This window comes from Burkholderia sp. COPS (genome assembly GCF_019425585.1).
GTDB classification, from domain to species: Bacteria; Pseudomonadota; Gammaproteobacteria; order Burkholderiales; family Burkholderiaceae; genus Burkholderia; species Burkholderia cepacia.
Genome location: NZ_WIXR01000009.1, coordinates 106,962 through 118,680, shown reverse-complemented (window position 1 = coordinate 118,680; position 11,719 = coordinate 106,962). Strand labels below are relative to the sequence as shown.

Genomic DNA, 11,719 nt, shown 5'->3' with positions numbered 1-11,719 from the left:
CGCGGTGGCCGCCGCGCGGCCCGGCAAGCGCATCGCGCAGTTCCGGTCAGGCACATCGAGCGCGTCGTGCGGTTCAGCAGCCGGATGCCGAGATGCGTTTCGAGCGACGCGATCGCGCGGCTGGCATACGCGGTCGTGAGCTTGAGCCGCTTGCCGGTTTCGGTGAAGGTTCCCGCGTCGGCGAGCGTGACGAAAACCTGAATGCGTTGAATCAGATCCATCGGCGGAGCGCGAGTGTCGTGCGATGCCGCCACGGTAGCGGGCCACACGTTGCGCCGCGCACGCGCGGTAGCGCGCGATCGTCGCGAAACGGACAGCGCCGCTTATCGGCGCCGGAAGTATTCGCTCGGCGGCACGCCGAGCGCCTTGCGGAACATCGCCGCGAACGCGCTCGGGCTATCGTAGCCGTGCTCGAGCGCGAGTTCGAGGATCGGCGTGCCGGCCGCGAGGCGCGGCAGGCTCAGCAGCAATCGCGCATGGCGGCACCATGCGCCGTGCGTCATGCCCGTCTCGCGCTTGAATGTGCGTGCGAGCGTGCGCTCGTTCATGTGCGCATCGCGCGCCCACGACTGCAGCGTGACGGTCACCGACGGGTCGCTGATCAGCTGCGTGCACAGCGCGGCGAGTGCCGGATGGCGTGGCATCGGCACATGCAGCGACAGCAGCGGCGCGATTTCGATTTCGTCGAGGATCAGCGCGAGCACGCGTCCCGCGCGATGCGAAAGGTCATAGTCGGCTGGCAGTTCGCACGCGGTCACGATCAGTTCGCGCAGCAACGTGCCGACCTCGATCACGCGGCACTCGGCCGGCAGGCTCGGCCGCACTTCGCGTGCGACGAACACCGAGCGCATCTGCACGTCGCCGGCCATCCGGATCTCGTGCTGTGTGCCCGCCGGCACCCACACCGCGCGCCCGGTCGGCACGACCCAGCTGCCGGCATCCGCATACACGAGCATCACGCCGGAGATCGCGTGAATCAGCTGGCCGTGCCGGTGCGAATGCGGCGGATACAGGACGCCGGACGCCGCGTCGGACACGGCGACCGCGATCTGCTTGTGCTTGTCCTTGCGCTCGAGCGCGCTGAAAAATGGGTCCACGTGTCCTTTTCTCGACGACGAATGCGCTTTGCGCGCGAGATCGACTGAATGTGCCGAAATTACCATAGGCCCATCGTTTGTTCGACTGCCACCGCACGATGCGCGCCTCCTTCCTTGCTTCGCTTTCCTTCGATTTACCCTTTGCCGCCTCGTCTTGCGCGCCGCGCATTGCCGCCACGCTGCTGAGCGCGGCAATGCTTGGCGCATGCTCCGTCGGCGAGCCGTATCGTCCGCCGTCGATCGATGCGACACATCGCGCGCCGTTCGATGCCGCCGTCGATGCGCCCGTCGCGTCGAGCGGTGCGTTGCCCGATCGCTGGTGGCAGCTGTTCGACGATCCGGCGCTGGACGCACTCGTGCGCGAAGCGCTCGCGCAAAACCGCGATCTCGCGGTGGCCGCGGCACGCGTCGCGCGTGCGCGCGCCGTGCTCGACGAAGCGGGTGCCGCGCGATTGCCCGATACGACGGCCAGCTTCGGCGTCGACTACGGCAAGCACGCGCCCGACCAGGTCGTCGCGAGCGCGAACGGCACGGATGCGCGTACGCGCCGGGGATTCGCGCCGTCGTTCGCGTTGTCGTGGGAAGTCGATCTGTGGGGGCGTGTCGGCCATCTCGTCGATGCCGCGCGCGCCGATTCGGAGGCCGTGCAGGCGGCATCGGATGCGATGCGCGTCGCGGTGGCCGCCGAGACGACGGCCGCCTACGCGCAGGCGTGCGCGTACGGCGAGCGGATCGACGTGGCCGAGCGTTCGGTCGCGATCGCCGACCGCCTCGCCGCGCTGACCGCACGGCAGCGCACGCACGGTCTCGTGTCCGATCTGGAAGTCGCGCGGTCGCGCGCGTTCGCCGACGATACGCGTGCCGAACTGCCGGCGCTGACTGGCGCGCGCCGCGCCGCGTTGTATGAGCTGGCCGTGCTGACCGGGCACGCGCCCGGTGCGATTCCCGATGCGGCCGCGCGCTGCCATGCGACGCCGGCGCTGGCGCGGCCGTTTCCGGTCGGCGATGGTGCCGCGCTGCTCCGGCGCCGGCCCGACCTGCGCGAAAGCGAGCGCCGGCTCGCCGCGTCGAACGCGCGGATCGGTGCCGCCACGGCCGAGCTGTATCCGTCGATCGTGCTCGGCGGGTCGGTGAACTGGCTGTCGACGACCGGCGATCCGTCGTCGCTCGGCGACAAGTACGCGATCGCTTGGGGCGTCGGGCCGCTGATTACCTGGCGCTTTCCGAATCTCGCGGCGAGCCGCGCGCAGCTCGCGCAGGCCCGCGCTGACGATGCGGCCGCGCGCGCGTCGTTCGACGCGCAGGTGCTGCGCGCGCTGAAGGAAACCGAACAGGCGCTCGCGCGATATGGCGCCGAGTGGCGCCACAAGGCCGCGCTCGAAACCGCGCGTGCCGAACACGCGCGCGCTTTCCGGCTCGCGGAACTGAACTACGACGCGGGCGCGCTGGATTTTCTCGGCGTGCTCGACGCGCAGCGCAGCCTTGTCGCGGTCGATGCGGCACTGGCCGCGTCGACGCAGCAGGTCGCGCTCGATCAGGTTGCCGTCTTCAAGGCACTGGGGGGCGGCTGGCAGCGTCAGGGCCAGCGCAAGCCCGTTGTTGACGTGAACGGGCCCTGACCGGCCGTTCGTGAATCCGCACGCATTCAACCCTTCCGATTCCGATCATGAGCACCACAGCCGTACCCGAGAAATCCGCCCGTTTCGCGCGGCGCCACTGGATCGCCGCCGGCGCCTTCATCACCGTCATCGTGCTGGCCGGGTTCGGCTGGCGCTGGTGGACGGTCGGCCGCTTCATCGAACACACCGACGATGCATACGTGCGCGCCGACATCGTGACCGTCAGCCCGCGGGTGGCCGGTTATGTCGCAAGCGTGGCCGTCGACGACAACCAGCCCGTGAAGCGCGGCGACGTGCTCGTCACGCTCGACGATCGCGACTATCGCGCGAAGCTCGACGACGCGCAGGCGGCCGTTGCCGCCGCCGATGCGACGTTGCAGGCCGAGGAAGCCGCGGCCGCGACGCTCGACGCGCAGGTCGGCCAGCAGCGCAGCGTGATCGAGCAGGCGCAGGCCGCCGCGGCCGCCGCGCGTGCCGAGGCGACCCGACGCGACGCGGATGCGGCGCGCTACAAGCAGTTGCTCGCCGAATCGGCCGCCAGCGGGCAGCGCTGGGAACAGGCGCACGCCGATGCGCTGAAGGCGCGCGCGGAACTGGCGCGCGCCGGCGCGGCCGTGCGCGCACAGGACGACCAGCAGACGGTGTTGCGCCGGCGCCGTGCGCAAAGCACGGCCGCGATCGAGCAGGCGCGTGCGCGGCTCGCGGCGTCGCGCGCGAAGCTCGCGCTGGCGCAACTCGATCTCGAGCACACGGTGATCCGCGCGACACGCGACGGCACGATCGGCCAGCGGGCGGTGCGCGCGGGCCAGTACGTCGAGGTCGGAATGCCGTTGCTCGCGGTCGTGCCGCTGCGCGACGTGTACGTCGTCGCGAACTTCAAGGAGACGCAGCTCGGCGCGATGCACGACGGGCAGCCGGTCGAGATCGACGTCGATACCTACTCGGGCCGCACGCTGCATGGCCGCGTGCTGGGGCTCGCCCCGGGCTCGGGCGCCGAATTCGCGCTGCTGCCGCCCGACAACGCGACCGGCAACTTCACGAAGATCGTGCAGCGCGTACCCGTGAAGATCCGCCTCGATGCGCCGCCGCCGGGCCTCGTGCTGAGGCCCGGCATGTCGGTGATCGCGCGCGTCGATACGCGCGGCGCACCGGGAGCCGGATCGTGACGGCCGCGGCATCGCGGGCCGCGCAGGCCGCGAAAGATGAAACCGTCTCGCTGCGCGCGTGGGTCGCGGTGCTCGGCGGTGTGTTCGGCTGCTTCATGGCGGGGATGAACGTGCACGTGACGAACGCGTCGCTGCCCGACATCCGCGGGTCGCTGGGCGCGAGCTTCGAGGAAGGCTCGTGGATCTCGACCGCATACCTGGTTGCCGAGATCGTCGTGATTCCGCTCACCGGCTGGCTCGTGCAGGTGTTCTCCGCGCGCCGCGTGCTGCTCGTCGGCGCAACGGGGTTCCTCGCGTTTTCGATCGCGTGCTCGGTCGCGCCGACCATTTCGACGATGATCGTCGCGCGCGCGCTGCAGGGCGCGTTCGGCGGCGTGCTGATTCCGCTGTCGTTCCAGCTGATCGTCACCGAGCTGCCACCGTCGAAGCATCCGCTCGGGATGGCGCTGTTCGCGGTCGCGAACAACGTCGCGCAGGCGGCCGGGCCGTCGCTCGGCGGCTGGCTCACCGACATGTATTCGTGGCGCTGGATCTTCTATCTGCAGATTCCGCCCGCGATCGCGCTGATCGCGGCGATCGCGTGGGCGATCCGCCCGGTGCCCGTGCAGTTGGCGAAGCTGCGGCAGGCCGACTGGTTCGGGATCGCAACGATGGCGATCGGCTTGAGCGCGCTGCAGATCGTGCTGGAAGAGGGCGGGCGCAAGGACTGGTTCGCATCCGACCTGATCGTCGAGCTGTCGATCGTCGCGGTGGCGGGGCTCGTCGCGTTCGTCGCGATCGAGCTGCGGCGCGAGGCGCCGTTCATCAACCTGCGGCTGCTCGGCCGCTACAACTTCGGGATCGCGAGCCTGATGCAGTTCCTGTTCGGCGCGGTGGTGTTCGGCGTCGTGTTTCTCGTGCCGAACTACTTCGCCGAGCTGCACGGCTACAGCGCGCGCGACATCGGCCTCGCGATGATCCCGTACGGGCTCGTGCAGTTCGTGATGTCGTTCCTGACGCCGCCGCTGATGCGCCGCACGAGCCCGCGCGCGACGATCGTGCTCGGCTTCGCGCTCGTCGCGGCCGGCTGCCTGATGAACATCCACCTGACCGCCGACGCCGCGTCGAACGTGATCGTGCCGTCGCTCGTCGTGCGTGGGATCGGGCAGTCGCTCGTCGTGATCGCGCTGTCGGTGATGGCCGTCGACGGAATCGAGAAGGCGCAGCTCGGTTCGGCGTCCGGCGTGTTCAACATGGTGCGCAACGTCGGCGGTGCGATCGGCATCGCGGTGGCGAGCCAGATCGTCGTCGAGCGGCAGAAGCTGCATGCGATGCGGATCGGCGAGGCCGTGACGCCGTTCTCGGAAGCGTTTCAGGAGCGGATGGCGATGCTGGTGCGGTTGCTGTCGCGCGTGCATGTGCCGCGTGCCGATGCGTTGCCGGGTTCGGCGACCGGCGGCGTGCACGAGCTGGCGCTCGCGCTCGTGAACCAGCGCGTGATGCGCGAGGCGCTGTTGATGGCGTACAGCGATACGTTCCTGATCGCGGGTGTTGCGATGGCGGGGTGTACGGCGGCGGCGTTCCTGTTGAAGGGGAAAAGGTAAGCGTGATGGGGACGGACACCCGATATCGAAGCCTGACATACCTGACAGGCGAAGAATTCCCGCAATGGGGGTATCGTTCACCCGGCGCAGGCGGGACGACCGGCCTGCGGCCGATATCGTGAGCCAGGCCGGCGCGTGTCGCCGGCCTGTCGTTCGTGGTGGCCACGGACGCCAGGGTCGCGCAGGTTCGCGCGTCAGCCTCCCTCTCCGTGGTCCTTGTCCATTCAACCGGCCCTTTGTCGGGCCCATCGCGAGGAAAGCGTCATGACGAAACCCGATTCCCTGAAAGGCGACATCAAGGAGCAAGCCCAGGAAGCCGATCGCCACAACCTGGCGCGCCCCGCCGTGAACGGCGCATTGTGGGCGCGCGGACTGACGACGCAGCGGGTGGCCGATCTGTTCAGGACGCAGCGGGGCCTGCCGGGGCACTGGATGCAGGTTCAGAACGAGGTCAACGCCGGGAACCGCTATTTTTATGGTGTCCAGAACGGCCACCAGACGACTGACGAAGGCAAGGAACTGATCCGCTGGATCGCCGATGCGGTGATCAGCGCCGCACAGCGCGCGGAGTTCGATTTTCCGCTGCAGCAGCTTCAATTTACGGCCGACACGGGCTGGTTGAAGCTGCAGCGCGTGTCGGGTCGTGTGATGGTGTTGTCGCGCCCCTGATCGTCGGGTCCGGCGCATCGCCTGAACGCGGGGCGACGGGGGCGCGGCCGGGCCCGGCCGCTACGCCCTCCCCTTCATTCATGTTGCCGACTGTCAGACCGAAACCGTGATGCCTGCCGAATTTGATGGCCCCGCAGGCCGCACCACGATTTCCACCTGCTGACCCAGCGACACCAGCGTCTGCATCAACAGTTCCAGCGAGACGTTCCGGAGCATTTCGCGTTGGTCGGGCGTGACGACCGGCCGGGCCATCTCCGCGAGCGCCGCCGCCTCGTCTTCGCTCAGGCCGCGCGAGACGGTCAGTGCGTTGATCTTCAGTACGAGCGCGGATTTGGCCGACAGTGCGGCCGCGTCATCGAGGCCGAAGTCGGCTGGCAACGTGTCGGCACGTTGTCGCGAGTCGTTGCGATTCATTGTGCGCCTCCCGTGATCACCGAGAACGTCGGCCGCGGCCGTCGTGTTGCGCGATCGGCATCCTGGCCGAAATCGTCGCCGGGCCCGTCTTCGATCGGCGTGACCACCAGCCGCTTGTGCATCACCTCGATCCGCAAGCGCTGCCCGGGTTCGAAACCCGCTGCGTCGATCCAGCGGCCGGACAGTTTCATCCACAGATGGAGGGCCGGCGGTGCCGTGTCGGCGAGCCTGAGATGTGGAACGATGCGGCGAGTCTGAAAAGACGTGCGAGCGGGCACGGAACAATCGTGAAAGCGAACCGGTGCGTTATGATTCCCGTCAGCCATGACTGACTCCTGTACAGAGTGGGTTGTGGTCAGCGGCCCGCGCGTGGTAGTGCACGCGCGGGCCGCGCTCGTTTACGCAGTGGATTTCGATCGACATCCCGTCACATCGTTGGCATGACGAAATGAAATGACATTCCACGCGAAAACGTGCAATCACTCTAGCCGAGATCGGCCGGCATCAGGTGTCGGTCCGGAGCGTCTTCGTCTGCACGGATGGATGCCCCGATGTCTTGCAGGCTTGCTGCGAAACGCTTCCCCGGCGATTGCGCCGGCGGGCCGTGTCGTCACTTTATCGACGATATGTCAGAAAGCGTGTCGGTCGAATACTCCGATTCGCCCGCCACACGTCGCCCGAGGATGTCATGGGCGTCGTGCAGGTGCCGCCCGAACTTGCGCGGGAACGCCGCCGTGCTTTCCGCAACGGCGACCGCGCATCATGCGTGTAGCGCGTCCGTCTGCCGGCGTGCGCTCGCCGCGGTCGAGGCGCCGATGTGGCGCAGCGATGCCGCGGCCGTTCGGCCGACGCGCGTTACTGGCCGAAGCGGTCCGCCACGGCGTCCTTCAGCCGCGCGGCGGTGATCTCGCCCATGTGCGATTCGACGAGATTGCCTTTCGCATCGAAGAAGAGCGTCGTCGGCAGCCCGCGCGAACCATAGGCCTGCATTGCGTGCAGTGTGCGATCGAGCAGCACGTGATCGAACCGCAGCCCTTTCTGTTCGAGGAACGCGCGCACCGCTTGCGCGTCTTCGCCCTGGTTGACCATCAGCACCGTCATCCCCGGATGATCCTGCTGCGCTTGCGCGAGGATCGGCATTTCGCGCTGGCACGGCGGGCACCACGTGGCCCACAGGTTCACGACGACCGGCTTGCCCGCGAAGCGTTGCACCGGCACCGGCGTGGCGTCGAGTGCTTCGAGCCGCAACGCGGCAAGCGGCGGCGCGCCGTGCTGCAACGTTGCGAGCGTGCCCTGCGCGATGCCCCACGCGGCGATGCCCGCGAGCATGCCGGCCATCACCGGGCGACGCAGCGCGGGCAGGCGGCGCACGCGCCAGCCCGCGAACACGATTCCGGCCGCGAGGCCGATGCGCCAGTCGAAGCCGCCGTCGCCGAGCGCGACGATCGCGCGCGGTGCGGCGGCGTACTCGTGCCACCACTGCGCGACGTAGCCGATGCGCGCGGCGATCAGCCCGAGCAGCAAGGTATCGAGGATCAGGCTCGATGGGGCCTTGTGCTGGCCGTCCGGCGGGCGGCGCTGGATGAAACGGGCGACGAGCCACGCGAGCAGCGCGGCGACGGCCACCGCGACGACGCGGATCGAGAAGGGACCGATGCTTAACATGAGCAGGAAAGGGGCGACTTGATCGAGCGGGGGCAGGAGGACGATGATCGGCCGATGAACGCGATGCAGTCAACGGTCGTGATGCGATTCGACATGGCCCGATGCGCGCGGGTTCCCGGCGCGGCGCGTGCATAGTCAGGATGCCGTCATTTTCCGGTAAGCGCGCAGTCATTCGGGCTGGTCTGATGATCGGTTGAGAATCGCTCATCGACAATGCGGTCGCCGGTCCGGCGTGGTGTCCGCCGGTGTCTCGAAAGGGATCTCCGCCTGATGGTCGGCTCCCCCGAGCGGCTCCATTCCCATCGTTTCACATGCGATCGTGTATGCGTTGTGGCGGCAGATGGGCACGGCCTCGATCCGATTCATGCAGGCTGATTCGACGGAACGGGATCATCGCCCGATTCGGGCACCGGGCAGTCACTCGCGCACGGCGTGGTGCGAGGTTGGTGGCAGGCACCGGGTTCCGATGGAGGCAACACTCATGAACCGTCGTTGCTGATCGGCCGACCGATGGCTGAGCATTTGCGCAAGCGGGGCTTGCGACCGTATCGAGGAATTCGGCGATGGAGTCATGCCGCGCGCGGGAGCGCGGTGAGAGGCGGGGCAGGCTGAAAGGCCCCCGGTCGACGACGATCGTTGCGTGCGACATCCGCATCGTCGCCGGCGGATGAGCGCGATCGCAGCCGCCCGGCGGGCCGCGCATCCGCGGCCGGCCGGGCGGCGGGCATTACTGCGTCTTCGTCTGCGTGGCGTTCGCCTGTTGCGCGCCGGCCGCCGGTTCGAGCGTCGTCAGCGTCTGCTCGGTGAACTTCTCGTACAGCCAGCTCATGCGCGTATCGTCCATGCCGCCGGCGATGCCGCCGAGCGCGTACGAAGCCGATACCTTGAAGCGGTCGATCTGATGATTGTCGGCGTCGAGCAGCGTCACGGTGCCGTCGACGTGATCGTTGCCCGCCATGAAGCCGAACATGACGGCCGAGAAGCTCGAGCGCACGCGAATGCCGTTGACTTCGACGTTCAGGTGCATTGCATCGGTCGAATCCGCTTTTGCCAGCAGCTTGCGTGCATCCAGCGCGCTTTCGATTTTTTCCTGCAGTTTCTTCGCGTCGAACTTCAGGTTGTCTTTCAACGCTTCCTGCGCGGTATTGTCGAGCGTGACCTTCACGACCACGGGTTTCGTGCCGAATTTCATCGTCGAAGCAGTCACGGCGGCCCCCGCCGGATCGCTGGCGTCGCGTGTCACGCTGCTGGCGCAGCCCGACAGGAAGCCGATCGTCACCAATGCCAGAGCGGCATGACGGAATACAGATTTCATGATTTGGTCTTTTTGGTTCGGGTTATTTGAGATGGCTCTGTGGCCGGGCGCGAATCTAGCACAGGGCGATCCGGTTCAAATGGTCGAATAGATCGAACGTTCCATTTGATCCGGATTCGTCGCGGCCTTCGGCGCTGATGCAGACATGCGCCACTCACGTGACGGGCGATGACGGCGCGCGGTTCACCGTAGCGACGGGTTCCACGCGCAAGCGGGAGGCCGGCTTTCGCCGTGGCCGCACCGGCTATGTGCCCGTCGTCACGGGTTGTTCCCCGGCGCCGCCCCGCCGAGCCGATATGCCGTGAAGAACTCGTACCACGGCGAGCCTTCCGCGACCGGCACGTCGAGCGCCGCGGTCCGCCGCTTCAACGCGCCGAACACGTCGTTGATACGCGCGGCCTGCCCCGCGTCGTTGAACGGATAGGGCCGTGCCCGGCCGGCCGCGAACGCGCCATATGCAATCGCGAGCAGGCGTGCGCTGTCGTCGGTCGACGCGATCGATCCGTTGATCGCTTCGGCGAGGCGCGGCCGGTCTTCTGCGCGTGATCCGGACAGGCACAGAAACACGATCGCCGACAGTTCGTGCAGGTCCTTCACGCGCAGCAGCGCCGGCAGCCGCGCGACGATTCGCTCGACCGGCTCGTCGCGCAGTGCGTCGCCGAAGTCGAGCACGGCGGTCATCGGGTTCGTGTCCGTTGTCAGGCGATCGAGCGCCGACGGTGCGGCCGACGTGCTGGCGCCGTCCGGCATCGCTGCCGGCGCAGACCGCAACGCATCGGCCACCTGCCGCGTCCATTCCGGAAAGATCATCCGTACGTTGCCGAACTGCTCGCCGCCTTCCGCCGCCGGATTCCATCGATATACGATCGTGCCGCCGCGAATGAACGGCGAATACAGGTGTTCGGGCGTTTGCGGCAGCGGCCGCCGGTTGATCGGCAGCCAGGCGAGCGTCAGCCAGTCGTAGCGGCCGGTGGCGGGCACGGCAGGGCTCGAACTTGCGACGACCTGCCACGTGCCGCGATTCGCATAGCGACGGCGCGCGTCGGGCAGCGGGACGGTCTTGCCTTTCACGGTGTCGAAGTACGTCGTGCCGGTCACGTTCGATCCGCTGTCCGCGGCCGGCGTGATGGTGGAGATGACCCACGACACGCCGTCCGCCGAGCGGTAGTCGGACGGCTTCAGCGTCGCGACGTCGTGCACCATGCGCGTTTCCGCCGCGACGGAGCTCGGGGGGAGATTGGCGGGCGCGGCCAGGATGCTCGGCATGGGGTGTCCTCGGAATCGGGTGCGCATCGCCCGGCGGGGGCGACGCGCGGCGGCGCGGATTGTTTTATGTCACTGTAGAACGTTGCCGCCGGAAACGGAAACCGGCCGCGCGGTGCAGCCTGGTCGCGCGTTCCGCCGCATCGGCTTACCATGCGCATCCTGAGCCAACGACGCCCACCGGGCGGGAGCGCGCATGACCGACACGAAAGCCATCACCGAACACTGGACACAGGTCGCCGACCAATGGATCGGCTGGGCCGGCAAGCCCGGGCACGATGCGTTCTGGAAATACCGCGCGGGGCTCGCGGCCTATATCGGCCGCGACACCGGCCGCGCGCTGGAGATCGGCTGCGGCGAAGGCCGCGTGAGCCGCGAGCTGAAGGCGCTCGGCTACGACGTGACCGCGACCGACGTGGTGCCCGCGATGCTCGACGCCGCCCGGCACGCGGATTCCGCGCATCGCTACGAGCTGGCCGACGCGGCGTCGCTGCCGTTCGACGCGGCCAGCTTCGATCTCGTGATGGCGTACAACGTGCTGATGGATCTCGACGACATGCAGCGCGCGTTGAACGAGGCGCGCCGCGTGCTGAAGCCGGGCGGGCTGCTGTTCATCTCGCTCGTGCATCCGTTCCGCGATCGCGGCGGCTTCGCGGGGCCGCAACCCGATGCGCCGTTCGTGCTGAAGGGCAGCTATTTCGGGCGCGAGCACTTCGCCGGCGTGGAAACGCGCGATGGGCTGTCGATGCATTTCGCCGGCTGGTCGCTGCCGCTGCAGGCGTATATGGAAGCACTGGAAGCGGCCGGGTTCGCGATCGTGTCGCTGCGCGAGCCGCCGCCCGATCAGGCCGATACGGATCAACTGAAGCAATGGGCGCGCGTGCCGCTGTTTCTGTGGATCAAGGCGCGGCCGGTGGGGTGAGCGCGA

At 68.2% G+C, this 11,719-nt stretch carries 11 protein-coding genes and 1 pseudogene; 5 read left to right on the top strand and 7 right to left on the bottom strand.

The genetic code is table 11. The annotated features are described in order from the left end of the window. Positions 1-50: 50 nt before the first annotated feature. Positions 51-221: pseudogene (locus FOZ70_RS06410) on the bottom strand (LysR family transcriptional regulator); the annotation flags it as partial. A 102-nt stretch (positions 222-323) separates the two neighbouring features. After that, positions 324-1,097, bottom strand: a complete 774-nt coding sequence (locus tag FOZ70_RS06405; protein ID WP_176131095.1) for a helix-turn-helix transcriptional regulator — start codon at positions 1,095-1,097, stop codon at positions 324-326. Positions 1,098-1,291: 194 nt separating this feature from the next. Between FOZ70_RS06405 and FOZ70_RS06400 the strand changes: the two genes are divergently transcribed. The 4 genes from FOZ70_RS06400 (at position 1,292) to FOZ70_RS06385 (ending at position 6,134) form a co-directional block, all read left to right on the top strand. Beyond that, positions 1,292-2,716 (top strand): TolC family protein, encoded by a 1,425-nt coding sequence (locus tag FOZ70_RS06400; protein WP_155635002.1) that lies wholly within the window; start codon positions 1,292-1,294, stop codon positions 2,714-2,716. Positions 2,717-2,763: 47 nt separating this feature from the next. After that, a complete protein-coding gene (locus FOZ70_RS06395; protein WP_059860135.1) occupies positions 2,764-3,882 on the top strand; it encodes an HlyD family secretion protein in 1,119 nt (372 codons plus the stop codon). Beyond that, a complete protein-coding gene (locus FOZ70_RS06390; RefSeq protein WP_059488564.1) occupies positions 3,879-5,465 on the top strand; it encodes a DHA2 family efflux MFS transporter permease subunit in 1,587 nt (528 codons plus the stop codon). Before FOZ70_RS06395 ends, FOZ70_RS06390 begins: the two co-directional genes overlap by 4 nt. Before the next feature lie 264 nt (positions 5,466-5,729). Next, positions 5,730-6,134, top strand: a complete 405-nt coding sequence (locus FOZ70_RS06385; protein WP_021160608.1) for a hypothetical protein — start codon at positions 5,730-5,732, stop codon at positions 6,132-6,134. A 93-nt stretch (positions 6,135-6,227) separates the two neighbouring features. Here FOZ70_RS06385 and FOZ70_RS06380 read toward each other — a convergent pair whose 3' ends face one another. The 5 genes from FOZ70_RS06380 to FOZ70_RS06360 all read right to left on the bottom strand — a co-directional run bounded on the left by FOZ70_RS06380 (position 6,228) and on the right by FOZ70_RS06360 (position 10,794). Then, a complete protein-coding gene (locus tag FOZ70_RS06380) occupies positions 6,228-6,548 on the bottom strand; it encodes an XRE family transcriptional regulator (protein WP_059587094.1) in 321 nt (106 codons plus the stop codon). Next, complete coding sequence (locus FOZ70_RS37990; protein ID WP_226167818.1) at positions 6,545-6,739, bottom strand: SymE family type I addiction module toxin; 195 nt, start codon at positions 6,737-6,739, stop codon at positions 6,545-6,547. Before FOZ70_RS37990 ends, FOZ70_RS06380 begins: the two co-directional genes overlap by 4 nt. A gap of 664 nt (positions 6,740-7,403) precedes the next feature. Next, positions 7,404-8,213 (bottom strand): TlpA disulfide reductase family protein, encoded by an 810-nt coding sequence (locus FOZ70_RS06370; RefSeq protein ID WP_219705225.1) that lies wholly within the window; start codon positions 8,211-8,213, stop codon positions 7,404-7,406. A gap of 727 nt (positions 8,214-8,940) precedes the next feature. Next, the gene (locus FOZ70_RS06365; protein WP_059587098.1) at positions 8,941-9,528 is read right to left on the bottom strand and encodes a DUF4410 domain-containing protein; all 588 of its coding nucleotides are present in this window, start codon (positions 9,526-9,528) and stop codon (positions 8,941-8,943) included. A 258-nt stretch (positions 9,529-9,786) separates the two neighbouring features. Continuing rightward, positions 9,787-10,794 (bottom strand): hypothetical protein, encoded by a 1,008-nt coding sequence (locus FOZ70_RS06360; protein ID WP_219705224.1) that lies wholly within the window; start codon positions 10,792-10,794, stop codon positions 9,787-9,789. A gap of 193 nt (positions 10,795-10,987) precedes the next feature. Between FOZ70_RS06360 and FOZ70_RS06355 the strand changes: the two genes are divergently transcribed. Then, the gene (locus FOZ70_RS06355) at positions 10,988-11,713 is read left to right on the top strand and encodes a class I SAM-dependent methyltransferase (protein WP_059858002.1); all 726 of its coding nucleotides are present in this window, start codon (positions 10,988-10,990) and stop codon (positions 11,711-11,713) included. Positions 11,714-11,719: the final 6 nt, after the last annotated feature.

What these genes read in the sequence shown, in the direction of transcription:
- FOZ70_RS37990 (WP_226167818.1), bottom strand. Translation starts at nt 6,739, where the DNA reads ATGAAACTGTCCGGCCGCTGGATCGACGCAGCGGGTTTCGAACCCGGG.
- FOZ70_RS06360 (WP_219705224.1), bottom strand. Translation starts at nt 10,794, where the DNA reads ATGCCGAGCATCCTGGCCGCGCCCGCCAATCTCCCCCCGAGCTCCGTC.
- FOZ70_RS06370 (WP_219705225.1), bottom strand. Translation starts at nt 8,213, where the DNA reads ATGTTAAGCATCGGTCCCTTCTCGATCCGCGTCGTCGCGGTGGCCGTC.
- FOZ70_RS06385 (WP_021160608.1), top strand. Translation starts at nt 5,730, where the DNA reads ATGACGAAACCCGATTCCCTGAAAGGCGACATCAAGGAGCAAGCCCAG.
- FOZ70_RS06400 (WP_155635002.1), top strand. Translation starts at nt 1,292, where the DNA reads ATGCTTGGCGCATGCTCCGTCGGCGAGCCGTATCGTCCGCCGTCGATC.
- FOZ70_RS06355 (WP_059858002.1), top strand. Translation starts at nt 10,988, where the DNA reads ATGACCGACACGAAAGCCATCACCGAACACTGGACACAGGTCGCCGAC.
- FOZ70_RS06395 (WP_059860135.1), top strand. Translation starts at nt 2,764, where the DNA reads ATGAGCACCACAGCCGTACCCGAGAAATCCGCCCGTTTCGCGCGGCGC.
- FOZ70_RS06365 (WP_059587098.1), bottom strand. Translation starts at nt 9,528, where the DNA reads ATGAAATCTGTATTCCGTCATGCCGCTCTGGCATTGGTGACGATCGGC.
- FOZ70_RS06380 (WP_059587094.1), bottom strand. Translation starts at nt 6,548, where the DNA reads ATGAATCGCAACGACTCGCGACAACGTGCCGACACGTTGCCAGCCGAC.